Genomic DNA, 25,045 nt, shown 5'->3' with positions numbered 1-25,045 from the left:
GGTCGCGTCATCGTCACGCGGACGTACAGAACCTCTTACATCCGGGCCGGCGCCGATGTGAGGTCGTAGCGTCGCGCGACCAGGCCGGCCACCCGCGGGTCGTGGCAGAGCGGCGGGGTCACGCGGTCGGCCTTCGCCTGGTGCAGCGAGCGGTAGAAGCGGCCCTCGGCCAGCAGGTATGCGGCGACCGTGATCCGCTCCGCGCCCTGCCGGCGCAGGTCGGCGACCACGTCCTTGGTCTCGTCGCGGCTCGCGTAGGCGACGTGGGCGTCGAGCTGCGACGCGACGTCGGCGATCTCGGCCCGCCAGCCCGGGTCGGAGGAGCCGGCCGCCGCCAGGACGAGCGCGTCGTGGTCCCGGCCGGCGCTCCCCGCGAGGATCTCGGTGAGCAGCGGATCCGGACCGAGCGGCGGCGTGACGACGCTGTCGCCGGCCGCCTCGGCGATGTCCACCCGCACGTGGAAACCGGTGCTGAGCAGCAAGGGGACGATCACCGCTTTGCTCTGCTTACCCATACGCATCACCTCGGCGACCCGGGGCTGTTGGACGTCCACGTACGCCAGGCGGACGTCCAGCTCGGGGCGGCACATCGCGACCGCGTCGACCAGGGCGCGGATCTGCGCCTGCCCGGCCGCCGACCGGGTGCCGTGCGCGACCGCGACCAGCGTACCGGCGCTCATGCCGCCCCTCACGCCGCATCGTCCATGCGCAGCCGGTAGCCGCGTTTGATCACCGTCTCGATGTGTTGTCCGGGGCCGAGCGCGCTCCGCAGCCGGGCCACCGCCACGTCGACCGCGTGCCCGTCGCTGGAGCGCGGCAGCGTCGCCGCCAGCCTGTCCTTGGAGACCACGGCCCCGGGGCGGGCGGCCAGCGCGGCCAGGATCGTCATCGACGCCGGGGGCAGCGTGTGCAGCCGGCCGTCGATCAGCACGGCGTGCCCGCGTACCTCGAGGTCGCAGCCCGCCACCCGCAGCGACGTCGCCCGGCGGGGCAGCTCGTCGGTGATCGTCTTGATCAGCGCGCCCAGCCGGAACCGCTGCGGTGACACCACCGGCACGTCCAGCCGGACCAGCGGGCCCGCGGTCACCGGCCCGACGCAGGCCGCCATCACGTCGGTACGCAGCCGGGCCAGCACCGCGTCGGTCCGCGCCCCGGCGATCATCAGGAACGCCCGCACGGCCGGCGCGCTGGTGAACGTGACCGCGTCCACCTGGCCGTTCACCACCTGGTCGACCAGGCGCCGGACCGCGGTGACGTCCGGCGGCAGTGTCCAGCGGTAGACCGGCACCTCGACCACTGTCGCGCCGGCCACACGCAGTGCCTCGATGAACTCGGTCTGCGGTTCGCCGTGCTCCTGCACCGCGATCCGCGCCCCGGCCACACCCTGGCTGAGCAGCCGTTCCAGGATCTCCTCGGACCCCTCGGTGGCGGCCGCCCACTCCTCGGTGAGCCCGGCCGCCCGGATCGCCCCGCACGGTTTCGGGCCGCGGGCCAGGATCCGCGCCCGCCCCAGCGCGGCGCGCAGGTCGTCGCCCATCCCCCAGCCCTCGGCCGTCTCCAGCCAGCCGCGGAAGCCGAAGCCGGTGGTGGCCACGACCAGGTCGGGGGCGAGGTCGATGCAGGCGGCGGTGGCGGCGCGCAACGCGTCGTCGTCGGCGAGCGGGCCGATCGTGATCGTGGAGGCGGTGATCACCCGGGCGCCACGACGGGCGAGCAGGGCCGCCATCTCGTCGCGGCGCCGTTCGGCGGTCACCGCGACGGTGAACCCGGCGAGCGCGCCGACCTCGTCTACCGATCCCACCGTCACCGGAACCATGCTGTGTGCTCTTGGTGACGCCGCTGCGGCGGGCATGTTTCCGCGCTGTCAAGGCGAGATCTCATCGGCGCCGCCCCGATCGTGATCAAGCGGCTTGACCTCAAGCTTGCTACAGGTTCTAACCTCCCTGAATGAGCATGGAAGTCACCGCCTGGATGTCCCTGCACCACGCGATGAACCAGCGCGACCAGCGGCCGTTCTCCAAGAAGACGCTGAAACGAATCTTCCGGTTCGCCCGCCCGCACCGCGGGCTGCTCGCCTGGTTCCTGGCCGGCAGCGTGCTGTCCGCGGTGCTGACGGTCGCCGCCCCGGTGCTGGCCGGACGGGTGGTGGACGGCATCGTCGACAAGCGCCCGGCGGACCTGATCATCGGGCTGGCCGTGGCGATCGGCGTGATCGCGGTTGCCGAGGCCGGGCTGGGGCTGGTCACCCGCTATCTGTCGGCGCGGATCGGCGAGGGGCTGATCGTCGACCTTCGTACGTCGGTCTTCGACCATGTGCAACGGATGCCGGTCGCGTTCTTCACCCGTACCCGGACGGGTGCGCTTGTCTCCCGCCTCAACAACGACGTGGTCGGGGCGCAACAGGCGTTCAGCGACACGTTGTCCGGCATTGTCGCCAACACCGTGACCCTGCTGCTCACGCTGGCCGTGATGCTCACCTTCTCGTGGCAGATCACCCTGCTCGCGCTGGTCCTGCTGCCGATCTTCGTGCTGCCCGCCCGGCGGATGGGCACCCGGCTGGCCCGGCTGGAGCGGGAGGCCGCCGACCACAACGCGGCGATGAGCACCCGGATGACCGAGAAGTTCTCCGCGCCCGGCGCCACGCTGGTCAAGCTCTACGGCCGGCCGGCCGAGGAGTCCGCCGAGTTCGCCGCGCGTGCTCGCCGCGTACGCGACATCGGCATCCGCACCGCGATGCTGCAGTGGATCTTCATCACCGCGCTCACCCTGGTCGGTTCCCTCGCTCTTGCTCTGGTGTACGGGCTGGGCGGCTTCTACGCCGTCCGAGGTCAGCTGGACGCCGGCGCCGTGGTCGCGCTCGCGCTGCTGCTGTCCCGGCTGTACGCCCCGCTCACCTCGCTGGCCAGCGCCCGCGTCGAGATCATGAGCGCGCTGGTCAGCTTCGACCGGGTCTTCGAGATCCTCGACCTGAAGCCGATGATCGTCGACAAACCGGACGCCCGGCCGCTGCCCGACGGCCCGGTCGCCGTCGAGGTGACGGACGTGACGTTCGGCTACCCGGCCGCCGACGAGGTGTCGCTGGCGTCACTGGAGGACGTGGCGAAGCTGGACAGCCGCGGCGGCGAGACGGTGCTGCACGAGGTCTCGTTCCGGGCCGAGCCCGGGCAGCTGGTGGCGCTGGTCGGCTCGTCCGGCGCCGGCAAGTCGACGATCGCCCAGCTTCTCCCCCGGCTCTACGACGTGGGCGAGGGCGCGATCCGGCTCGCCGGCCAGGATGTCCGCGACCTGACCGCCGACTCGATCCGCGACGCGCTGGGCGTGGTCACCCAGGACGGCCACCTGCTGCACGACACGATCCGCAACAACCTGCTCTTCGCCCGCCCCGACGCGACTGAGGACGAACTCTGGGACGCGCTGCGCCGCGGCCGCATCGCGGACCTGATCGCCTCGCTGCCCGACGGCCTGGACACGATGGTCGGCGAACGGGGCTACCGCCTCTCCGGCGGCGAACGGCAACGGCTGACCATCGCCCGCCTGCTGCTGGCCCGCCCGCGTGTGGTCATCCTGGACGAGGCGACCGCCCACCTCGACTCGACCTCCGAGGCCGCGGTGCAGGCGGCGCTGGGCGAGGCGCTGGCCGGCCGCACCAGCGTGGTGATCGCCCACCGCCTGTCCACGATCCGCAACGCCGACCAGATCCTGGTCCTGGAGGGCGGCCGCATCGTCGAGCGCGGCAAACACCCGGACCTGCTGGCCGCGAACGGCCGGTACGCCGAGCTCTACCGCACCCAGTTCGACCAGCCGGTCGCCGCCTGACGCGGCCTGTGGACAACGCGCGGGAATGTCACAAGTCCGCGCTACATTCCTGCCCACCCACAGGGGTGGGGGTGGCGGCGGGGGCCGCCCGCGAAAACGAAAAACGCGGCCAAGCCGGATGGCCTGGCCGCGCTTCGCGGTGAGTTGGTCGGTTACGGGAGCGAGCGCGGGCCGTGACCCGGCTGCAGGGTGTCGATGAACTCGTGCGGGTCGTGCACCTTGCCGGAGACGCGGGCGGCCTCGGCCTCGGCGTGCAGGGCCTTGGCCGCGGCGGCCGGGTCGGCGCCGACGTTGGCGGCGGCGCGGGCCACGATGTTGTAGGCCTTCTCCGCCAGGGTGTAGGCGCCGCGGTAGTCGTGCTTGGCGAACGCCTTCTTGGCCAGGCCGAGGACGACGTCCGCGGCGCGCAGGTTGGCGGTCACCTTGCGGGCGTCCGGGTCGGCGAGCACGTCGGCGGCCAGGCGGTTCGCGGCCTCGAAGTACGCGGCGGTCAGGAAGCGGTCGCTGTTGTCCCGGTCGAACTGGCTGAAGTCCCAGTTGACGTCGATGTAGGACATCATCGAGTTGTTCTCGTCGCCGACCCAGGCGTAGAAGAAGTCGCCGGACGGACCGACGTCGGTCCCCGACTCGCTGTCCCAGCCGTCGTGCGGGTGGCTGAGGCCCAGGTGGTGGCCGCCCTCGTGGATCTGGGTGGTGGTCAGGCCGTAGCCGGCCTCGACGATGCCGGGCGAGATGAACGAGAAGACGTAGCTCTGCGTGCCGTCGACCCAGTTGTCGTCGGCGTAGCCGAGCGGCGTCGGGTAGTCCTCGCCGGTGGCGTAGTTGATCAGCGGCAGCTCGTAGTCGACGCGGCCGTCGTCATCCTTGGTGCGGGCGATGTTCTCGTCGTTGTAGAGGAACAGGTTGGCGTCCGGCGGCAGTTCCTGGTCGTCGTAGCAGGTCTCGCCGGTGGCGTACTGGCCCTCGAAGCAGGCGCGGTTCTTGTCGTCGACCGAAAAGTCCTGGTTGTCGAAGTCGACGCGGTTGCGCCAACGCAGCTCGGAGACCTCGTCGACGAGCAGATCCGGCTTGATGTACGACGCGGAGGCGTCCACGCCCGGCCAGTCCTCGTACGTGTTGCTGTCCAGGTTGATGCTCTTGGGCAGGCCGGTGCTCGACGGCAGCTCGACCGGGTACAGCGGTGACGTGGTCATCAGCAGGTCGAGGGCCACGTAGCGGGTCAGCTTGGCCAGGTCACCGGAGAGCGCGGCGGGCGAGCGGAAGCCGTTCGCCGCGTACTCCCAGGCGGTCGGCATCCGGTAGTCGGGCTCGCCGTCGCCGTCCACGTCGAGTTCGTCGACGATGTAGTTGGCCATGTTCGCCTCGGGGCCGGCGGACAGGTCGGCGAACCAGACGCGGCGGGTGCTGCCCAGCCCGGTCTCCTCGTCGTCCCGGGTGGTGCCGCCCCAGGCCATCATCTTGCGGCTGTCCCGGTTGGCGCCGAAGTCGTAGCCGGTGTCCGGGTCGGGCTCGCCGGCCTTGCGGTACAGGTGGAACTTGAAGTCGGCGCGGCCGTACCAGTTGATCAGGAAGATCGTGTTGCGCTGCGTGTCCACCCCGCGCGGCGGGTTGTACGCCAGGTATTTCTCGACGGTGGGCGCGTCGATGTAGTTGTTCTCGGTGACGTCCAGGACGTTGTTCTCCTGGGCGTTGTACTCCTCCTGGTACACGGTCAGCGGCGCCTTGGTGGCGAGCTGCTTGAGCCGCTTGAAGAACTTGTCCTGGTACGCCTGGTCGGCGTACTTGACGTTGTAGTCATAGGTGTACTTGATGCCGAGCTTCTCCTGCTCGCCGTACCACTGCCGGGAGCGGACCTCGGGCTCATATGTCTTGGCCAGGCCGGACTCGAACTCGGCCTGGTTGACGTCGTTCTTGTCGTACCCCAGGAAGACGATGTTCACCGGCACCGTCTCGGTCAGCTTGGGCTGGCCGCCGGGTGTCAGGTGAGCAAAGGTCGGGGCGGGTGCCGCGGCGTTCGCCGGCGTTGCCGACGCCCCCACCACTGCGGCGATCAGCGCTGTGATGAGCGCAGCTTTCCGTGTCATGCGGACACGTTGCTACATGCGAATATCTAGGTCAACCCATGAACGGCGGGCAACTGATTCGGACAGCGCGTCGAGGATGCGGGCGCTCGCCACGGCATCATCCAGGGTCGTTCCGTGCGATTTCCCCTCAAAGATGGAGCGCAGGAAACGGTGCGCCTCGATCACCTTGAGGTCGTCCAGACCCATGCCGTTGGCCGACCCGGGCTGGAACGCGGCGTACTCGCCGTGCGCCGGTCCGATCTGGATGGTGCTGACCGCCTGGTCCTGGTACGCCGTCCCGGTGCTCACGCCGAGCTCGCCCATCCGGCGGTAGTCCCAGAACACCGCGCCCTTGGTGCCGTGCACCTCGAAGCCGTACGCGTTCTGCTCGCCCACCGCGACCCGGCTGGCTTCGAGGATCGCCCGCGCGCCGGAGGCCAGGCGCAGCTGCGCCGACACGTAGTCCTCGTTCTCGACCGCGCCCATCTCGCCGCCGGACGCGCGGGTGTGCCCGGACGTGGCGCCGGTCGGCCGGGCCCGCGCCGGCACGAAGACGGCCGTGTCCGCGACCAGTGACGTGATCTCGCCGAGCAGGAAGCGGACCAGGTCGGCGGCGTGGGCGGCCAGGTCGCCGAGCACCCCGCTGCCGCCGCGGGCCCGTTCGAAGCGCCAGCTCAGCGCGCCCTCGGGGTGGGCGGCGTAGTCGCTGAAGAACCGGCACCGGGCGTGCGTGACGGTGCCGAGCTCGCCGGATTCGATCAGGTCGCGGGCGGCCTCGACGGCGGGGGCGTTGCGGTAGTTGAAGCCGACCGCGCCGTGCACGCCGGCCTCCCGCGCGGCGGCGGACACCGCGAGCGCGTCGTCGGAGGTGAGGCCGACCGGCTTCTCGATCCAGATGTGCTTGCCGGCCCGGGCGAGCTCGACGCCCATCTCCCGGTGCAGGAAGTTGGGTGCCGTGATGCTGACCGCCTGCACGTCCGTCCTGGAAACAAAGGTGCGCCAGTCCTCGGTCGACGAGGCGAAGCCGTACCGGGCGGCTGCCTCGGCGGCCCGGCCCGGCACCTCGTCGGCGACCGCGACGAGGACCGGGCGCAGGCCCAGCGCCGGATAGTGGTGCGGCACCCGCAGGTAAGCCTGGGTGTGCACCCGTCCCATCCAGCCGAAGCCGGCCACCGCCACGCCGAGGGTCTCCATACGCTCGACTATGTCAGCGCGGAGATCCCCGGCGGTGCGGGAAATCCATCAAAAAACCCTCCACGGCGAGGGTGCGGGTGGCGGGACGACGGCCGGCCGGTCCGCGCAGCTGATCACGTTGGGCAGGTAGGGCTGGAGCCATCCGCCGTCGTTCCCGCCGAGGTCGGTCAGCCCGAACTCGGACCCGGCCGGTGTGAAGTGGAACGAGCCGCAGTTGTTGACTCCCTGCGCCCCGACGTTGCGCGCGTCGACGTTCGCAAAGGACGCCGATCCTTCGGTACGCGCGGAGACGACGCTCGTACCCGTACCGTCGATCCTCACGTCCTTGAACCTGACGTTGTTGATCTTGTAAAGGTCTTTCACGCCGAACTCGCTGACCAGCATGATCGCGTTGTAGGTGCTGTCGAGGTAGTGGTCGCCGGTGACCGAGACGTCCGCGTCGATGCTGCGATCGAGGGCGTAGAACCAGATCGCGCCGAGCCCGATGGTCCAGTTGAGGTCGAGCGTGCCGGCCCGCACCGTGGTGTTGTCGCGGAAGGTCAGCCGACCGGCGAACGGCTCGGCGCCGAAGCGCGACCCCGCATGCAGGCCGCTCCCCTCCCGCAGCGGGTCGGCGACCAGGTTGCCGCGCACCGTGATGTCCCGCCCGCCGTAGATCGCGATGCCGTTGGCCAGCGTCGGCGTCTGCACGGTGTTGCGCTCGAAGACGTTGCCCACGTTCGCGGTCTTCTCCGCCCACATGGCCAGGCCGTCGTCGCCGGTGTTGCGGATGAAGCTGTTGCGGACGGCCGACCCGGTCACCCCGGTGTGGAAGTTGAGCGCGTCGGCGATCTGGTCGACCACCATGGTGTCGCTGACCGTGAGGTTGCGCATCGGCCCGTCGAACCAGAGGCCCACCTTGGTGTGCCGGATGTGCAGGCCGCTCACGGTCGAGTCGCTGAGCGCGCCGCCGACGCCGTTCACCTGGTCAGTGTCGATGCGCTCCCGCACGTCACCCTCAATGGCGAAACCACGCAGATGTACGTTGCGGCTGCCGCCCTGATCGGCCGGTTTGCCGTAGAACCCGACGCCGGTGTGCGTCGAACCGTCCGGCGCGGGCTCGGGCAGCGTGACCTGGCGGCCCTTGATGATCGTGTGCCAGTTACCGGCGCCCTCGATGGTGACGTCGTCGACGACGATGTGCCGGTTGACCTGGAAGGTGCCGGGCGGCACGTACACCGGCAGCCGCAGCTTGCGGGCCAGGGCGATGGCCCGGTCGAAGGCGGGCGCGGCATCCCGCCGGCCGGTCGGGTCGGCGGTGAGCCACACCGCCTTCTTGACGACGCGCGGCGGGGCGATCTGCTCGGAGTCGAGCAGGTCGACGATGGTCCAGGCAGCGCCGGCTGTCGCGGTCAGCCGCACCTTGTCGCCGGCCCGGTATGTGCGGGCCAGCTCGAGGCGCTGCTCGTCGTAGAACTTCATCGGCCGGAACGGCTTGGTGATGACCGGGGCCGGTGTGGTCGCGGCGGGCACGCACGAGCATTCGGTGATCCACCAGTCCGGGTGCAGCAGGCCGGCGCCGGGGTCGTTGGTGAACGGATACTGGTTGTAGAGATACCCGTACTCGGAAGTCAGGGTCATGGTCCTGCGGTCGTGGCCGCCGACCGTGACGTCCAGGGGAGCACGGATCCCGCCGCCGGTGGGTGCGTCGGGGATGCTGTATCGGACGGTGATCGCGTTCGCGGCCCGGGGCAGCGTGAACTCCACCCACTGTCCGGGCAGGAGCTTCACCGCCGTCCGGCCGGACGCCTCGGCGGCCGGCGTGTACGGCGTGCGGTCGGGGCCGATCACGGCGCCGGTGGTGCGCGCGTTCTCGGCTTCCTGCTCGAGGAACGGGACGTCGGCGCCGCGGCCGGCGACCAGGGCCGGGTCGAGAGCCGCCCGGGTGATCACCGGGTTCGGATGCGACGCCGGGACCGCGGCGAGGGCCGCGGTCAGCAGCGTGACCAGTGCGGAGAGGAGCATCGCCGAACCATAGATGGCCTGTGATCTGCTTCACAAGGGACTGTCTATGATTTCCGCGAAGTTGCCGAGTTCTTTCAGTCTTTGCGCAAGTCTGCCCGCAGCTTCTCCAGCGCCCGGGCGATCAGCCGGGACACGTGCATCTGCGACAGGCCGATCCGCGCGGCGATCTCCGCCTGGGTCATGTTTCCGTAGAAGCGCAGCGACAGGATGCGTTGCTCGCGCTCGGTCAGCGAGGCCATCACCCGGCCCAGGGTCATCCGGAGCTCGGCCAGCTCGAACTCGTGGTCGGCCTCGCCGATGGTGTCGCCCAGCGCCACCGTGCCGTCCCCGCCGGTCACCGGAGCGTCGAGGCTGCTCGCCGAGTACGCCCGTGCGCCCTCCAGCCCCTCCAGCACTTCCTCCTCGGTGATCCCGAGGTGCTTCGCGACGTCGGCCACGGTCGGCGACCGGCCCAGCGTGGCGAGCAGCGCGTTGTTGGCGTTGGAGATCGCCATCCGCAGCTCCTGCGTACGCCTCGGCACCCGCACCGACCACGTGCGGTCCCGGAAGTGCCGCTTGATCTCGCCGAGCACGGTCGGGATCGCGAAACCGGCGAACTCGATCCCGCGCGTCGGGTCGAATCGGTCGACCGCCTTGATCAGCCCGACCGTCGCGGTCTGCAGCAGGTCGTCGGCCGGCTCACCGCGGCCGTGATAGCGGGCGGCCAGGTGCCGCGCCAGCGGAACCCACGCCTCGATCGCCTCGGCCCGGAGCCGGTCCCGGCGCGGGTCATCGACCGGCAGGGCCGCCATCGCCTTGATCAGTTCGTCGGCACCGGCGCGCGCCTGCTCAGTCGAAGTTCTCATGCGTCGACCGTAAAGCGACGCAGCAAACGACGCAACCCGTGGACGGTAAAGTCCGACCTCCGAGTGCCGATGGTCACGGCGTGACCCCCGCCCACCTCGTGCACGTCGGCCGGCAGCCGATCTTCGACGCCGGTGGCAGGCACGTCGCCTACGAGCTGCTCTTCCGCGGCAGCGTGGAGGCGATCGAGGCGGGCCGGCAGGACACCTACGCGACCAGCCACGTCATCGTGAACGCGTTCACCGAGTTCGGGCTGCTCGAGGTGGCCGGCGACAAGACCTGCTTCATCAACCTGACCACCGAGTTCCTCACCGGTGAACTGACCCTCCCGTTCGGGCCCGAGCAGGTCGTCCTCGAAGTGCTCGAGACCGTCACCGTCGACGACGACGTGATCGCCGGGATCACCGCGCTGGTCGACGCCGGCTACCGGATCGCCCTGGACGACTACGTCGCCGGCTCCGGCCACGAGAAACTGCTGCACCTCGCCTCGTACGTGAAACTCGATCTCCTCGACGGCGACCTCAGCGACCTGGACGGCTTGATCGCCTCCCTGCGCCGCTTCCCGCACATCCAGATCGTCGCCGAACGGCTCGAAGGCCCCGACCAGCTCGCGCTGGCCGACCGCTACGGCTGCGAGCTGAGACAGGGGTACGCGCTCAGCCGCCCCCAGGTGCTCACCGCGGCGAGCCTCTCCCCGTCCCGGCTGCGGCGCCTCGAACTGCTCGCCGCCCTGAACGCCCCCGAGGCCAGCCTCGGCACGATCGTCTCGATCATCGCCGCCGATCCCGCCCTGTCCCTGCGCGTCCTGCGCGCCTCCAACTCGGCCGCGGCCGGCGGCTCCAGCAAGGTCTCGTCGGTCCGCCAGGCGGTCGTGATGATCGGCCTCGCCCACATCCGCCAGTGGGCGACGCTGATGGTCATCGACGATGTCGCCGAGGCCACCGAGGATCAGATGGTCACCGCCCTCACCAGGGCGCGCCTCACCGAGAACGTGGCCCGCTCGGTCGGCGCCTCCGCTGACGCCGCCTTCATGGCCGGCCTGGTCAGCGGCGTCGCCGAACTGCTCGGCACCTCGTCCGCGCACCTGGCCGAACAGCTGCCCCTGTCGGCGGAGGTCGCCGACGCCCTGGTCGACGGCAGCGGCGAACTGGGCGAGGTGCTCCGCGTGGTCGACGCGTACGACGCCGGCGACACCGGCGGCGAAGAGCTGGCGAACGCCTACATGGAAGCGATCCGCTGGTCCGCCCGTGCCACCGCCACACCCGGCTGACCCACGTCCCTTTGCTCTGCTTACCCATACGCATCACCGCCGCGTACCTTCGGGCGGGTGCTGCGCTATCTCTGCGCCGCGATCCTGGCGCGTGGCGCGGACGCCGGGGCCGCGGTCGGTTTCGTCCTGCTCGCCGCCACCACGCCGCACCTCGCGCGACCGTCCCTGGTCGGCGCGGCGCTGGTCACCTGCCTGACCGCGCCGCATCTGCTCGGCCCGCTGGTGGCCCGGCGGCTGGACCGGGCCCGCGACAGCCGGCTGCTGCTCGCCGGGGCCTGCGTGGCCTACGGCCTGCTGATCGCCGCGGCGGCCACCGGGCTGGGCCGGGTGCCGATCGTGCTCGTCGCGCTGGCCGCCGCCGGGGCCGGCGTGTGCGGCCCGCTACTCACCGGAGGCTTGAGCAGCCGGCTGTCGGCCCTGGCACCGCCGTCGGAGCGCGCCCAGCGCCGGTCCCAGGGCATGGACTCGGTGACCTACGGCGTCGGCGGCACCGCCGGCCCGGCCACGGTCGCCGGCTTGGCCGCACTGACCGGCGCCCGGACGGCGATGCTGCTCCTGGCAGCCGCCGCGCTGGTGGCCGCCGTCCTGATCCGCACCCTTCCAAGGAGCGGCGACCAGGTGCCACCCAACCAGGTCCCGTCGGTACGCCAGGCGTTGCATCTGATCGTGTCCAGTGGCCCGCTACGCCGGGTGATGTACACGACGGTGGTCACCGCGCTGGCGGGCGGCACGATCGCGGTCATCGCCGTGGCCCTCGGCCCAGTCCTGCACGTCGACCCCGGCACCGCAGGCCTGCTGGCCGCGGCCTTCGGGCTCGGCAACCTGACCGGATCCCTGGCGATGACCGCCCGCCCCCTGCTCGGCGAGCCCGAACGCATCGTCACCAAGGCGGCCGCCCTGATCGGCGTCGCGTACGGCCTGAGCTCGCTGGCTCCCGGTTTCGGCTTTGCCGTGGCGGCGTTCGCCCTGATCGGCGTCCTCAACGCTCCGCTCTTCACAGCCACCCTGGCGGCCCGTTCCCACTATTCGCCGCCGGAGGCCCGAGCCCAGGTCTTCATCTCCATGGCCGCCCTGAAGGTGGCGGGCATGTCAGCAGGCGCGGCCCTCGCCGGCGCCGCGATGGCCCTCGGCCCCCGCACCCTCCTGCTCCTCGCGGCGGCCTTGATCATCACCACCGCGGCAACAACCATCCTGGACCGCCGCCGCTCACCCGAGCCGGCGCACCACGCCATCGCGTCGCGACCCTGACCTGCGCCGGCCCCGGTGATTCGCATCCTCATGGGACATTCGCCGAGGCGGACGGCGGGACCGGCCGGGTCCCGCCGTCCGCGTGCTCAGCGGGCGGGCGTGGGCAGCTGGTGGGCCGTGAACTTCGGCTCCGCCTTCGCCGCCTTCTTCCGCGCCGCCTTCTTCCGCGCCGCCGGCGACGACCCAAGGTCGCGCGTGTAGACCCGGTGGACTTCGTTGGGGCCGCGGAAGGCGATCAGATACGACTCGCCGCCGGCGCCCTCGTACTCCGTCAGCGTCGGTTCGGAAATGGCCGGGTCGGCGTCATCAGGGCTGAGATCCAGCCAGTCGCCCCACGTTTCCGATCCGATGGCGGTCTCGACCACCCGGTAGATCTCATTGCCCTCGCCACGGGCGACGACGACGAGCCGACCAGTCGGCGGGTCGAGCACCGCGACCGGCGGACCGGCGCTGATGAAGTCGCCCACCGGCGTCCACGTGCCGGGGAAGGTGTTGGCCAACGTCTGCTTCTGGGTCAGGACCCGGCCGTCGGCGCTCCGGGCGAACACCTGCAGGATCTGGCCGGGCAGCTTGATCACGGCCGGACTGGCGGTGAATCCGCTGCCCCCGAGCTCCGTCCACGCCGATAGGGTGCCGTCCTGGTAGGTCGCGGTCACTGGGGTGCCGTCCGCGTCGAGCGCGAAGATCGTCACCTTGCGGTCGCTCCCCGCAACCAGGGTCAGCTCACCGGTCAGACCACCGCCGCCGAGCTTGCGCCAGACCAGCAGGTCCTTCGACGTGGTGTCGTAGTGCCGTCCCCACAGAGCACCGCTCGCGTCCAGCCCGAACGCGACCGTCGCCTTGTCGGACAACCGAGCCGCCGCGGGACGTGACTTCAGCGCGCCGCCGAGGTTGAACGCGGGCCCGAAGGACGTGCTGGCGGCCTGGCGGGTGAACGACCAGGCGTCACTGTCCGTCTTCTGTGCGAACAGGCGCGTGTTGTCGTCCGGGTCCACCACCAGCGACGGACGTCCGCTGTAGACGTTGTCGGCCGGAAGCGCCCTCCACACCACACCCCCGAACTCGTCCGGGTCGGCCTGGTATCCGTGCAACAGCAGCCCGACGTTGCTCGTGTAGACGTACTCGATGGCACCGGAGCCCTGACCGGTCGTAGGACGCTGGATCGCCACCGTCGGACTGTTCTGCTGGATCGGGGTGTCCGGCCGGGCCGGCGTCTTCCGGTCGGTCAGCTTGCACGTATCGGTGAGCGGGTAGACGTTGGGGAAGCTGTTCCAGGCATTGCCGAAGTCGACCGCGTGCACCGCCCACCGGTTCTCGTCCTCGACCCACCGGTAGTGGAAGATGTCGCCATCCTCCTGGATGCCGTTGAGGGTGTCGCCACCGTTGGACGTGATGCCCTTGGTGAAGCCGTTCCAGGAGCCGTCCGCGATCCGCTGCTCCTTGATGATCCAGCGCTGGCTGGTCGGCTCGAACCGGCTGCGGTAGAGCGCGCCGGACGGGGTGCGGCTGTAGAGGACGCCAGGCCCCGCCGCGACGAGCAGGTCGTACTGGAGCCAGCCCGTGTCGATGGTGCGGTTGATGGTGAAGACCCCGCCGGCCTCGTCGTACCGGTACCAGCGCAGCGCGCCGTTGCCGTCGATGAGGTAGATGTCGCCGATCTCGTCCACCGTGATCCGGTTGCGGTAGGCGGCGTTGGACGCGTACAGGGTGAAACTCGGGCTGACCCGCCAGCGCTGCTCGAGGGTCGCGGGGTTCGTCTCATAGCTGCTGCCGTTCCACCGGTACTGCCAGAGCCCGTCGCCGTTGATGCCGTAGATCCGGCCGTTCGCACCACCGACCACTTTCGGGTACGTGGTCCAGCTGCGCCCGGTCGACGCGCCGCGGGTTCCATGCGCGACAGTCGCCCGGCCCGGATTGTTGAGCGGGTAACGGTACTGAAGTCCGTCCGTGCCGTGCACGAAGATAGATCCCGGTCCCGGGCACGTGAACGTGTCTGCCGCCTGAGCCGCGGTGCTGCCGGCCACCACCACCGGCGCCGTCGTCACGACCACGGCGAACACGGTGGCGAGAAGTCGCCGACCTCGCTGTCCGTCCATCCTGGAACTCCCCCCGAAGCTGGACAAGCGCCATCAGATGTCGCGACGCTCCGTGCGGGACCGTATACGGAGCGAACATCGATTGGCAACGATTGTTGGCCGGATCATGTGACGGTTGCGGTGGCGGCGAACCGCCTCGGTGTTCGCGCAACGCGGGGAGCAGCAGGACTGGCGGCCGCCGCGGGTGGTGTCGGCGAAGACCCGGCGGCACGGCCGATGGGCGCACAGGCCGAGGCGCTCGCCGCCGGCGTCGAGATTCAGAAGGGCCACCGACAGGCGTGCGCCGGTCACAGCGGGCGTCTAGGGTCCCTTGCCGGGGCCGCTGTTGTCCTCGCCGCCGCCTTTGCCGTGGCCGCTGTTGTCCTTCTTCTCCGGCTTGGGCGGCGCCGGCGGTGCGGCCGGCTTCTTCGCGGTGGCCGGCGTCGTGGTCGAGGTCGCAGGGGTCGCGGGCGGAAAGGTCGCGGCCGGAGAGGTCGCGGGCGGACGAGTGGTCTGGCCGGCCACGGAGAGCTGCGGCGTGCAGACGGTGTCGTTGAGCTTGAATTCGCCGGGCAGCCCCGCCGACTCGCGATAGCTGGCGTCGAACCCGGTCGACACCTTGCCCCCGGCCGCCAGGTTCCGGCCGGTCAGCAGCAGGGCCTGGCCGTCCTGGGCCCAGCCGCTGCTCCAGCCGCGCACCAGTTTCTGGCCCGACGGGAGCTCGAAGGTCAGCTTCCAATCGGACGCCGCGGCCCGGCCGGTGTTCCGGACGGTCACCGCGGTGGAGAGGGTGCCATTGAGTGCGCTCTTGATCGCGTAACCGACCTGGCAGGTCAAAGGCGGGACCGCCCCGGCCGCCCGCACGGACGGCAGCGACTCGTCCCGTCCGGCGAACCAGACGACCCCGGCCACCGCGACAACGACCGCGGCGGTCGAGGCGCCGGCCGCGACCAGGCGGCGACGGAGCGGATGGCGGTGGGTCGCGGGGACGTCGATGATCTCGGTGGGGGCGTCCAGCGCGGCCAGCAGCGGCGGCGGCGTGATCAGGCCGGCCGCGTCGGACAGGACGCGGGCCGCCGTCGCCGCGTCGGGGCGGGCGGCCGGCTCCTTGGCCAGGCAGCGCCGGATCAGCGTGGCCACCTCGTCGGGCAGGCCGGCGACCGGTGGCAGCGGCTGCGGGGTGCGGTAGCGATGGGCGCGCAACATCTGGGTGGTGGTCGACGCGTCCCACGGCAGGCGCCCGGCGAGCATCAGGTGCAGGAGCAGGCCCAGGGCGTAGACGTCCGTGGCGGGGCGGACCGGGCCGCCGTCGATGCGTTCGGGGGCCAGGTATGCCGGTGTGCCGAAGATCTGGCCGCCGATCAGGTCGGCCTCGCCGGTGGAGGCGGAGATGCCGAAGTCGACGAGCTTGACCCCGGCGGAGGTGACCATGACGTTGGCCGGTTTCACGTCGCGGTGCACGATGCCCCGGCCATGTGCCGCGGCCAGGGCGGCAGCCACCTGCGCGCCGATCGTCACCGCCGCGCGCCAGGGCAGCGGGCCGCGGGACAGGACGTCGGCCAGGGACCGGCCGTCGACCAGCTCCATGACCACGAACGACGGGTCGCGGCCGAAGTCGTACACCTCGATGACGTGGGGGTGGCGCAGACGGGCGGCGGCGCGCGCCTCGACGAGGATCCGATCGGAGATGGCCTGGTCGGGGGAGAGGACCTTGATGGCAACCTCGCGGTCGAGCACCTCGTCGTGGGCGCGCCACACCACCGACATCCCACCGGCGCCGAGCCGGTCGAGCAGTCGGTAGCGGTTCGCCAGTCTGCCCACCACGACGTATCTCGATGCCCGCCGGGCAGGGTGGCCAAACGCTGAGGTCTTTTTGATGTGTACGCCCACTTGTTACGACCTGGTTACGGGCCGCATTCTCGGGGCGTGGGACTCCTGGAGGACAAGGTCGTACTGGTCAGCGGCACGCAGGGCCTCGGCGTCGGCATCGCGACGGCCGCCGTACGCGAGGGCGCGCGGGCCGTGGTCACCGGCCGCCGTGCCGACGTGGGCGAGGCCTTCGCCGCGCAACGCTTCGACCGGATCCGGATCAACGGCCTGGACATCGGCTGGGACCAGAACGTCTTCGGAGGTATGGACTGATGCGACTGGGACTGATCGGGCTGGGACTGATCGGGCTGGGCCGGATCGTCGCCGCCGCCACGAACTGGCCGCGTTCACCGAGCTCGTCAGGGGCGAGCGCGAGTCGCCGTGCACGGTGGCCGACGCGGTCGAGGCCGGCCGGATCGCCGAGGCCTGCACGACATCCCTGCACGAGCACCGTCCGGTGCGGATCGACGAGGTGAGAGCACAGTGAAGCTGAGCCGGCCAAAAATCGCCGGAGCCCCCATTTCCTGGGGCGTCTGCGAGGTCCCGGGCTGGGGATACCAGCTGTCCCCCGAGCGTGTGCTGCGCGAGATGCACGAGGTTGGCCTGACCGCGACCGAGTACGGCCCGGACGGCTTCCTCCCCGCGGACCCCGAGCCGATCCTCAACCGATACGAGTTGACCGCCCTGGGCGGATTCGTTCCGGTCGTCCTGCACGACGAGCCGGAGTTCCCGGACTTCGACGGCGACGTTCTCGTCCTCGCCGCCGCCACCGGACACGACGGCTACGACGAGCGCCCCGCCCTCGACGCGGCCGGCTGGCGACGCCTCCTGAAGACCCTCGACCGCTTCCACGACCAGGCGGCGGAGAAGGGCATCAGGGCCGTCCTGCACCCGCACGTCGGCACGATGATCGAGACCGGCCCGGAGATCGAGCGTGTGCTCGAGGGCTCGCGCATCCCGCTCTGCCTGGACACCGGCCACGTGCTGGTCGGCGGCACCGACCCGGCGACGCTGGCCGTGCACGCCGCCGACCGGATCGCGCACGTGCACGCCAAGGACGTCGACCACGGCCTGGCCAAGCGGGTGCAGGCCGGCGAGCTCAGCTACACCGACGCGGTGCGCGCGAATATGTACCGCCCGATCGGCCACGGCGACGTGGATTTCGCCGCGGTCGCCGATGCGCTGGGCCGCGCCGGCTACGACGGCTGGTGGGTGCTGGAGCAGGACACCATCCTGACCGGGGAGCCCGCGGGAGAAGGACCTCTGGCCGATGTACGCCGCAGCGTCGACGCCCTGCGACGGCTTCAGAACCGGTAGCGCGTCTGCGAATACGGCGACTTGCCGAACGCCAGCACCTTGACCGGGCTGACGCCGAAGACGTGCGCGGTCCCACCCTCGTGGTGGTAGGCGTCGCCGTCGACCTCGTAGTCCCAGTCGAGCTGCGACCTCCACAGCCCGGCGAGCTCGACCAGCCGGGCGCGGTCGGTGATCCGGGCCGCCGTGCCCTCGGTCACCACGTCGATGCCCGAGCGCATGTCCGGGGTGCCGGTGGTGATCGCGACCCGCGGGTTGGCGGTCAGGTTGACCATCTTCTGCTCGCCGAGCCCGACCGTGAAGTGCAGCGCCCCGCCGTCCCAGATCATCGGCAGCGGGGTGACGTGCGGCCGGCCGTCCCCACGCACGGTGGAGAGCCAGAACATCTCCGACTCGAACAGGATCTTGTCGACTTCAGCCCAGGGCACCGCGGTCGCGTGGGGCTCGCTGAAACGGCCGTCGAACTCGGTGGTCGGTGTGGTCACGGGTCCTCCTCAGGAAGACATCGAAGTAGCACGGCCCAGCAGCGCCCGCCGCTCGGCCGGTGATGTGGTCAGGTCGGCGGCCTCCCGGAAGAGCAACTCGGCCCGGAGGCGGTCACCCAGCCGGGCGGTCAGTTCGGCCTCGGCCGCGGTGGCCGCGGCGTAACCGTCGAGCGCCCCGCCCGTCCGGGCCTCGGCCAGGAGATCGAGTCCGGCTTCCGGCCCGTACGCGAAGCCGTGCGCGACCGCCCGGTTGAGCCGCACCACCGGGGTGGGTTGCAGCATCGCCAGGCGGTCGTACCAGCCGGCGACGACGGACCAGTCGGTCTCGTCCCGGGTGTGCTCGACCGCGATCCGGGCCTGGGTCGCGTACGCGCCCTCGCCGGCGACGGCGGCCAGCGCACGCCCCTCGGCGATGGCCGCGCGGTCCCACCGGCCACGATCCTGCTGGTCGAGCGTGAGCAGGTTGCCGTCCGCGTCCCGGCGGGCGTCGCGCCGCGAGTGCTGGAGCAGGCACAACGCCAGCAGCCCGATGACCTCCGGCTGTTCCGGCATCAGCTGCCGCAGCAGCCGGCCCAGCCGGATCGCCTCCTCCGCGAAGGCCGGCTCGCCGTCGTTGCCGTAACCCCGCGTGAAGAGCAGGTAGATGACGCCGAGCACCCCCGGTAGCCGTTCGCCCAGGGCCGGCCCGGCCGGCACCCGATACGGGATGTTCGCCGTGGCGATCTTGGTCTTCGCCCTGGTCAGCCGCCGCGTCATGGTGGCCTCGGCGACCAGGAAGACGCGGGCGATCTCCTCGGTCGGCACACCGCAGACCGTACGCAGGGTCAGTGCCACCCGAGCCTCCAGCGACAACGCCGGGTGACAGCAGGTGAAGATCAGCCGCAGGCGGTCGTCCTCCACCTCATCCGCCTCCCTGACAGTGAAGTCGGCCGGCTGCGCCACCTCGCGGAGTTTGCGCTGCTCCACGGTGGCCCGCCGGAGCACGTCGATCGCGCGGTTGCGGGCCACCGTCATCAGCCAGCCGCCCGGATTGGCCGGGATGCCCTCGCCGGGCCACCTCTCGGCGGCGATGGCGAGGGCCTCCTGCGCGCAGTCCTCGGCCAGGTCCCAGTCGCCGGTCACCCGGATCAGCGTGGCGACGATCCGGCCGTACGACTCCTTCGCCGCGTTGGCCAAGGCGTCCATCAGAGGTCGAGCGGGTCGAACGCGCGCAGCTCGATCCGCCCGGCGTACGCCATCGGGTGGTTGCGGGCGATCTCGATGGCCTCGTCCAGGTCGGCGACCTCCAGGATGTCGAACCCGCAGATCACCTCGGTGGTCTCCGCGAACGGGCCGTCGGTCAGCAGCAGCTCACCGCCGCGCACCCGGACCGTGGTGGCCGTGGTGGCATCCGCGAGCCGCTCGCCCATGATGGCGCGGCCCTTGTCGTGGGTGTCGGCCACCCACTGCTCGATCGACGGCACGGCCGCCTCGTCGGTCTCCGGCTGGGTGTCGGTGCAGACGAACATCATGAACTTCATCTCGCGTACGCCTCTCGTCGATCTTTGTTCTCACCAGGGTGACGAACGGCCCGCGCCGAACCGGACAGGGTCGCTAAGAAAATCTTGCCGGGGGCGTGTTGTGCGGCGTGATCACCTGGATCGCGCTCGGTGCGGGGTGCGGCCTGCCCTTGAGTACGCCGCTCGCGTGCAACACCGCCAGACAGGCCTGACGCATGTCCTGCCGCAGGTCATGATGCAGCACCGCGGAGAGCCGGCGGTCCCGCAGCAGCGCGGTGTTCTCGCCGTCCAGGTCGTGCGCCACGAACACGTCGTACCGGCGGCCCTCCGCGGCGAACGCCTCCACCACCGCCGCGTTGCCGCCCGCCCCCGCGTACAGCGAGTACACGGCCCGCACCGACGGACTGGTCGCCAGCAGCTCGCGGATGTTGTGGTGCACGGCGTCCGCCCGGTCCTCCTCGTCCACCACCTCGACGATCCGCCGGCCCGGGGACCGCAGGCGCATCTCCGCCCGGAAGCCCATCTCCCGTTCGTCCTCGCCACGGAACGACCCGTGCCCGCGTACCACCAGCACGTCCCCCGCGCGATCCGCCAGCCACTGCTCCACCAGGTACGCCGCGGTCGCGCCGGCCGCGCGGTTGTCGATGCCCACGTACGCCACCCGGCTGCTGCCCGGCAGGTCGGTGACGAACGTGACCACCGGCACCGGCAGCCTCGCCACCGCGGCGACGATCTCGGGCGCGTCCGGCGCCTTGAGGATCACCCCGTCCGACTTGGTCCGCGACACCTTGTCGAGCACCGCGACCAGGTCGGTCACCCCCGGCGAGTCGAGCAGGTGGAAACGGGACCGGAAGGTGGCCGGGCGCAGCGACGGCAACTCGGCCTCCAGGGCGGCACGGACCGCTCCGGTGAACCGGGGCGGCGCCTGCACGACCACGTCCAGCATCACCGTCCGCCCGCCCAGACGCACCTGCGACTGCTGCCGGTCCAGGTCGGCGATGGCCTGGCGTACCTCCCGGACGGTGCTCTCCCGCACCCCGCCGCGCTCGTGCAGCACCCGGTCGACGGTGGCCGGGCTCAGGCCGGCCTGGACGGCGATCTCGCGGATCCGGTAAGGGTGCTTCACGCCGTACACAATGATGGTTTTTTGAGGTGTTCTCAATGGCCGTTGATGTTGTTTCCGGGCCTAGCGTGATCGCATGACAACCTGGTTCACGTCCGCCGACTGCCACCTGGAGGACTTCCGGACCGTGGTCGAGCAGCAGACCGACAAGTCCGCGTTCCCGCACGCCACCGACGTTGTCCAGAACGTCCTCGTCTACTCCGGCGACCTCCCCGACACCACCGAGGTCCGCGCCGAGCTCGCCCGCGCGCTGATGGACGGCCCCGGCATCGTGGTGTTCCGGGGCGCCTTCGCCACCGACGTGGTCGACCGCGCCACCGACGTCTTCGCCGGCCTGATCGCCGACCAGAAGGCGGCCGGCGCCGTGGGCGGCGACCACTTCGCCAAGCCCGGCGCCAACGACCGCGTCTGGGGCGCCCTCGACAAGTTCGCCCTGCGCGACCCCGCCGCGTTCGCCACCTACTACGACAACGACACCCTGGCCCTGATCTCGGCGGCCTGGCTGGGCGCCGGATACCAGGTGACCTCGCAGGTCAACGTCGTCAACCCCGGCGGCCAGGCCCAGGTCGCCCACCGCGACTACCACCTCGGCTTCATGTCCGCCGACCAGTCGTCCCGTTTCCCCGCGCACGTCCACCAGCTCTCGCCCGTGCTGACGTTGCAGGGCGCCGTCGCGCACGTGGACATGCCGGTCGAGACCGGCCCCACCCTCTACCTGCCGCACTCGCAGAAGTACGCGCCCGGCTACCTCGCCTTCCACCAGCCTTCCTTCACCGAGTACTTCAACGCCCACCATGAGCAGCTCCCGCTGTCCAAGGGTGACGCCGCGTTCTTCAATCCCGCCCTGTTCCACGGCGCCGGCACCAACCGTTCCGCCGACGTCCGCCGGATGGCCAACCTGCTGCAGATCAGCTCGGCTTTCGGCCGCGCGATGGAGACCGTCGACCGCACGGCCATGTGCGAGGCCCTCTACCCCACCCTTCTCGCGTACGAGGGCAGCACCGCCACCGTGGTCGCCGCCTCGGCCGAGGGCTACGCGTTCCCCACCAACCTCGACCGCGACCAGCCGATCGGCGGCCTGGCCCCACAGACCCAGGCCGAGCTGATGAGGCAGGCCTTGGCGGAGCGCTGGGATCCGGCCACGTTCACCAAGGCCCTCCACGACCAGGCCAACCGCCGCAGCGCTGCCTGAGCCGCCGGGGGCAAGCCGGGGACCGCGGCCCTCGAAGGACGAAATCCTGCCGTGACGTACGCCACTCTCCAACCGGTTGGAGAGGCCACTCCCAGGGGGCGCAGTGCGGCGCGTAGCCGCTGTAAGACGGCCGTTTGGCAGAGGACGGCCCGATGGTGCGGGAGGCCTGGGCTTTGTGTCCCGCGTACCTTTGAACGGTTTTGAATTGCGGGTTATCGTGGCAGAGCCGGTCGAGAGGCGCTGCGACGGAGGACCCCCTCCGCCACGCTCGACCGAGCCGACGACACCAAGGGCGCCTCCTGTACAAGGGGGTGCCCTTCTTCATGTCCGACAAGCTTCAGAACGTCAACGGCCTGCGGTTCGCGGTCGCGGATCTCGCGCTGGCCGAGGCCGGCCGGCACCAGATCCGGCTCGCCGAGCACGAGATGCCCGGCCTGATGTCGATCCGGGCGGAGTACGCCGACACCAAGCCGCTGCGCGGTGCCCGCATCGCCGGGTCGCTGCACATGACCGTGCAGACCGCCGTGCTGATCGAGACGCTGGTCGACCTCGGCGCCGACGTGCGCTGGGTGTCCTGCAACATCTTCTCGACGCAGGACGAGGCCGCCGCCGCGATCGTCGTCGGCTCCGGCACCGTGGACGCTCCGACCGGTACCCCGGTGTTCGCCTGGAAGGGCGAGTCGCTGGAGGAGTACTGGTGGTGCACCGAGCAGCTGTTCGACTTCGCCGACGGCCAGGGCCCGAACATGATCCTGGACGACGGCGGTGACGCCACGCTGCTGGTGCACAAGGGTGTCGAGTTCGAGCAGGCCGGCGCGGTGCCGCAGGCCACCGAGGACGACAACCACGAGTACCGGATCATCCTGGAGACCCTGCGCGGCACGCTGGCCAAGGACGCGCAGCTGTTCACCCGGATCGCGGCCGGCATCCGCGGCGTCACCGAGGAGACCACCACCGGCGTGGCTCGGCTGTACAAGCTGGCCAAGGAGGGCGGGCTGCTCTTCCCGGCGATCAACGTCAACGACGCGGTCACCAAGAGCAAGTTCGACAACAAGTACGGCATCCGGCACTCGCTGGTCGACGGCCTGAACCGGGCCACCGACGTGATGCTGGGCGGCAAGCTGGCCGTGGTCTGCGGTTACGGCGATGTCGGCAAGGGCTCCGCGGAGACGCTGCGTGGCCAGGGCGCCCGCGTCGTCGTCACCGAGGTCGACCCGATCTGCGCGCTGCAGGCGGCCATGGACGGCATGCAGGTGGTTCGCCTCGAGGACGTCGTGTCCCAGGCCGACATCTTCATCACCACGACCGGCGGCACCGACATCATCACCGCCGACGACCTGAGCAAGATGAAGCACAACGCGATCGTCGGCAACGTCGGCCACTTCGACGACGAGATCGACATGGCGGGGCTGGCCAAGGTCCCGGGCATCGAGAAGGTCGAGATCAAGCCGCAGGTGCACGAGTGGCGCTTCCCGGACGGCCACTCGGTGATCGTGCTGTCCGAGGGCCGCCTGATGAACCTGGGCAACGCCACCGGGCACCCGAGCTTCGTGATGTCGAACTCGTTCACCAACCAGGTGATGGCTCAGATCGAGCTGTGGACCAAGCCCGACGAGTACTCCAAGCAGGTCTACGTGCTGCCGAAGCACCTGGACGAGAAGGTGGCGCGCCTGCACCTGGACGCGCTCGGTGTGCGGCTGACCACGCTGACCAAGAAGCAGGCCGAGTACCTGGGCGTGGCGATCGAGGGCCCGTTCAAGCCGGATCACTACAGGTACTGAGTCAGTAGTTCGTTGAACTCGGCGGGGCGGTCCATGTTGACGACGTGGGCCGCCCCGCCGATTTCCGCCTTGCGGGCGCCCGGAACATCTCGCACGAACCGGTCGACCATGGCGTGGTGGTCGGGCGCGTCAAGCGACCCGATGACGCCGAGCGCCGGGACGCTGATCTCTCCCAGCCGCTCCCACGAGCCGATGACGTGGTGGGGTGCGACCATGCCCGGCTTCACGTGATTGTTGACGGTGTCGGTGATCATCTCGCGGCAGCGGTCTTCCACTGATCGGTCGGCTCTTTCGCGGTAAGGCCCGATCACGCCCTGCTTGAGCGACAACTCGATCCAGGCCGGTGCATCGAGGCGAGCCTGCGCCTCGGCCATCTGTCGTTGGATTTCCAGCATCCAAGGATCGGTGAACGTCGGCTCATTGGTCCCGGCGCCACACACGATCAGGTGCGACACCAGGTGCGGATATTCGAGTGCGGTGTCGGTCGCCGCCCCGGCGCCCATCGACAGCCCGACCAGCGCGGCCCTCTCGACGCCGAGCCGCCCGAGCAGCTCCGCGACGTCGTCGCACTGCCGGAACGGCGTCATCGGCGTCTCCGACCGCCCGTGCCCGCGAGCGTCCACCCGGATCACCCGGAACCGGCCGGCCAGCACCATCTGCTCGTCCCACTCCCGCAGGTCGAGCGCACCGCCGTGCAGGAAGACCACGACCGGTCCGCGGCCGGCCTCCTCGTAGTGGATCATCACATCTCCTCTCCGGAAAGCGGCCCGTCCCCCGCGCGCAGCGCCACCTCGCGTGTGTGTGCGGTCAAGGCGGAGATGACGCGTACGGCAGCAGCGATGTCCCGCGGGTCGAGCCGGTCGGCCAACTCCCCCAGCTCGCCCAGCTCCCGGTCGTGGATCTCGCCGAACACCCGCCGCCCGGCCGGTGTCAGCTCGGCCAGCCGGGACCGCCGGTGCGCCGGGTTGACCACGAACCGCAGGTAGCCCAGTGCGACGGCCGCGTCGGCCAGCCGCTGCACCACCTGGCGGGGCAGCCACAGTGACCGGGCCACCTGGGGCACCGTCTGCGCGCCGTCCATCAGCCGCTCCAGGACCGCCCGCATCGGCATGCTCACGTCGTGCTCGGCCAGCGCGTCGGCGACCGCCTTGGCGGACCACTGGTGCAGTGGCCGCACGTGCCGCAGCACCTCGTAGAGCCCTTCCGCGCCACTCTTCATGACACTCACGGTGTCATCATGACACCGAGAGTGTCAAGTATTGGGTTCGT

22 protein-coding genes and 1 riboswitch are annotated in these 25,045 nt (G+C 70.7%); of the genes, 7 read left to right on the top strand and 15 right to left on the bottom strand.

Annotated features, from left to right (window positions below):
* Positions 1–35 precede the first annotated feature (35 nt).
* Together QSK31_RS43190 and QSK31_RS43185 are read right to left on the bottom strand one after the other, a co-directional pair.
* A complete protein-coding gene (locus tag QSK31_RS43190; protein WP_285690799.1) occupies positions 36–680 on the bottom strand; it encodes a sirohydrochlorin chelatase in 645 nt (214 codons plus the stop codon).
* 8 nt (positions 681–688) lie between these two features.
* Entirely contained in the window at positions 689–1,807 is a 1,119-nt protein-coding gene (locus QSK31_RS43185; RefSeq protein ID WP_285690798.1) for a uroporphyrinogen-III synthase, read from the bottom strand.
* A 140-nt stretch (positions 1,808–1,947) separates the two neighbouring features.
* Between QSK31_RS43185 and QSK31_RS43180 the strand changes: the two genes are divergently transcribed.
* Positions 1,948–3,816, top strand: coding sequence for an ABC transporter ATP-binding protein (locus tag QSK31_RS43180; protein WP_285690796.1), 1,869 nt, complete (start codon positions 1,948–1,950; stop codon positions 3,814–3,816).
* A 152-nt stretch (positions 3,817–3,968) separates the two neighbouring features.
* Here QSK31_RS43180 and QSK31_RS43175 read toward each other — a convergent pair whose 3' ends face one another.
* The 4 genes from QSK31_RS43175 to QSK31_RS43160 all read right to left on the bottom strand — a co-directional run bounded on the left by QSK31_RS43175 (position 3,969) and on the right by QSK31_RS43160 (position 9,922).
* On the bottom strand, positions 3,969–5,900 hold the full coding sequence (locus QSK31_RS43175; protein ID WP_285690795.1) for a zinc metalloprotease: 1,932 nt from the start codon (positions 5,898–5,900) through the stop codon (positions 3,969–3,971).
* Between the two features lie 12 nt (positions 5,901–5,912).
* Positions 5,913–7,073 (bottom strand): Gfo/Idh/MocA family protein, encoded by a 1,161-nt coding sequence (locus QSK31_RS43170; protein WP_285690793.1) that lies wholly within the window; start codon positions 7,071–7,073, stop codon positions 5,913–5,915.
* Between the two features lie 48 nt (positions 7,074–7,121).
* Positions 7,122–9,077 (bottom strand): glycosyl hydrolase family 28-related protein, encoded by a 1,956-nt coding sequence (locus QSK31_RS43165; RefSeq protein WP_285690792.1) that lies wholly within the window; start codon positions 9,075–9,077, stop codon positions 7,122–7,124.
* Between the two features lie 74 nt (positions 9,078–9,151).
* Entirely contained in the window at positions 9,152–9,922 is a 771-nt protein-coding gene (locus QSK31_RS43160) for a SigB/SigF/SigG family RNA polymerase sigma factor (protein ID WP_285690790.1), read from the bottom strand.
* 80 nt (positions 9,923–10,002) lie between these two features.
* Here QSK31_RS43160 and QSK31_RS43155 point away from each other — a divergent pair, with 80 nt between their 5' ends.
* Together QSK31_RS43155 and QSK31_RS43150 are read left to right on the top strand one after the other, a co-directional pair.
* Entirely contained in the window at positions 10,003–11,190 is a 1,188-nt protein-coding gene (locus QSK31_RS43155; protein ID WP_285690788.1) for an EAL and HDOD domain-containing protein, read from the top strand.
* Between the two features lie 57 nt (positions 11,191–11,247).
* A complete protein-coding gene (locus QSK31_RS43150) occupies positions 11,248–12,438 on the top strand; it encodes an MFS transporter (RefSeq protein ID WP_285690787.1) in 1,191 nt (396 codons plus the stop codon).
* An 86-nt stretch (positions 12,439–12,524) separates the two neighbouring features.
* On the opposite strand, the gene QSK31_RS43145 is transcribed toward QSK31_RS43150, so the two are convergent.
* From QSK31_RS43145 to QSK31_RS43135, 3 genes are read right to left on the bottom strand one after another with little or no spacing between them, the layout of a single operon-like run.
* Complete coding sequence (locus QSK31_RS43145) at positions 12,525–14,534, bottom strand: DUF8189 domain-containing protein (RefSeq protein ID WP_285690785.1); 2,010 nt, start codon at positions 14,532–14,534, stop codon at positions 12,525–12,527.
* A gap of 33 nt (positions 14,535–14,567) precedes the next feature.
* Positions 14,568–14,804, bottom strand: a complete 237-nt coding sequence (locus QSK31_RS43140) for a CGNR zinc finger domain-containing protein (protein ID WP_285690811.1) — start codon at positions 14,802–14,804, stop codon at positions 14,568–14,570.
* 30 nt (positions 14,805–14,834) lie between these two features.
* On the bottom strand, positions 14,835–16,337 hold the full coding sequence (locus tag QSK31_RS43135) for a serine/threonine-protein kinase (RefSeq protein ID WP_285690784.1): 1,503 nt from the start codon (positions 16,335–16,337) through the stop codon (positions 14,835–14,837).
* A gap of 102 nt (positions 16,338–16,439) precedes the next feature.
* On the opposite strand from QSK31_RS43135, the gene QSK31_RS43130 reads away from it, so the two are divergent.
* Positions 16,440–16,655, top strand: a complete 216-nt coding sequence (locus QSK31_RS43130) for a hypothetical protein (protein WP_285690783.1) — start codon at positions 16,440–16,442, stop codon at positions 16,653–16,655.
* Between the two features lie 210 nt (positions 16,656–16,865).
* Positions 16,866–17,699 carry a TIM barrel protein gene (locus QSK31_RS43125; protein WP_285690782.1) on the top strand — a complete coding sequence of 278 codons (834 nt, stop codon included), beginning with the start codon at positions 16,866–16,868 and terminating at the stop codon, positions 17,697–17,699.
* Here QSK31_RS43125 and QSK31_RS43120 read toward each other — a convergent pair.
* From QSK31_RS43120 to QSK31_RS43105, 4 genes are all read right to left on the bottom strand, one after another.
* The gene (locus tag QSK31_RS43120) at positions 17,687–18,181 is read right to left on the bottom strand and encodes a pyridoxamine 5'-phosphate oxidase family protein (protein WP_285690781.1); all 495 of its coding nucleotides are present in this window, start codon (positions 18,179–18,181) and stop codon (positions 17,687–17,689) included. The two genes, QSK31_RS43125 and QSK31_RS43120, sit on opposite strands and share 13 nt — an antisense overlap.
* Positions 18,182–18,190: 9 nt before the next feature.
* The gene (locus QSK31_RS43115; protein WP_285690779.1) at positions 18,191–19,366 is read right to left on the bottom strand and encodes an RNA polymerase sigma factor; all 1,176 of its coding nucleotides are present in this window, start codon (positions 19,364–19,366) and stop codon (positions 18,191–18,193) included.
* The gene (locus QSK31_RS43110; RefSeq protein WP_285690778.1) at positions 19,366–19,701 is read right to left on the bottom strand and encodes a YciI family protein; all 336 of its coding nucleotides are present in this window, start codon (positions 19,699–19,701) and stop codon (positions 19,366–19,368) included. Before QSK31_RS43110 ends, QSK31_RS43115 begins: the two co-directional genes overlap by 1 nt.
* Before the next feature lie 73 nt (positions 19,702–19,774).
* Entirely contained in the window at positions 19,775–20,806 is a 1,032-nt protein-coding gene (locus QSK31_RS43105; RefSeq protein WP_285690776.1) for a LacI family DNA-binding transcriptional regulator, read from the bottom strand.
* A gap of 73 nt (positions 20,807–20,879) precedes the next feature.
* Between QSK31_RS43105 and QSK31_RS43100 the strand changes: the two genes are divergently transcribed.
* On the top strand, positions 20,880–21,995 hold the full coding sequence (locus tag QSK31_RS43100) for a phytanoyl-CoA dioxygenase family protein (protein WP_285690775.1): 1,116 nt from the start codon (positions 20,880–20,882) through the stop codon (positions 21,993–21,995).
* A 226-nt stretch (positions 21,996–22,221) separates the two neighbouring features.
* A riboswitch (S-adenosyl-L-homocysteine riboswitch) is annotated at positions 22,222–22,300 on the top strand.
* Positions 22,301–22,318: 18 nt separating this feature from the next.
* On the top strand, positions 22,319–23,776 hold the full coding sequence (gene ahcY, locus QSK31_RS43095) for an adenosylhomocysteinase (protein WP_285690774.1): 1,458 nt from the start codon (positions 22,319–22,321) through the stop codon (positions 23,774–23,776).
* Here ahcY and QSK31_RS43090 read toward each other — a convergent pair.
* Together QSK31_RS43090 and QSK31_RS43085 are read right to left on the bottom strand one after the other, a co-directional pair.
* Complete coding sequence (locus QSK31_RS43090; RefSeq protein WP_285690772.1) at positions 23,764–24,519, bottom strand: alpha/beta fold hydrolase; 756 nt, start codon at positions 24,517–24,519, stop codon at positions 23,764–23,766. The two genes, ahcY and QSK31_RS43090, sit on opposite strands and share 13 nt — an antisense overlap.
* Complete coding sequence (locus tag QSK31_RS43085) at positions 24,519–25,004, bottom strand: MarR family winged helix-turn-helix transcriptional regulator (RefSeq protein WP_352244556.1); 486 nt, start codon at positions 25,002–25,004, stop codon at positions 24,519–24,521. The genes QSK31_RS43090 and QSK31_RS43085 overlap by 1 nt, the downstream gene beginning before the upstream one ends.
* Positions 25,005–25,045 lie beyond the last annotated feature (41 nt).

This window comes from Actinoplanes sp. NBRC 103695 (assembly GCF_030269485.1).
GTDB lineage: Bacteria > Actinomycetota > Actinomycetes > Mycobacteriales > Micromonosporaceae > Actinoplanes.
Note: the sequence above shows the minus strand (reverse complement) of the source record. Positions and strands in the feature narration are given on the sequence as shown.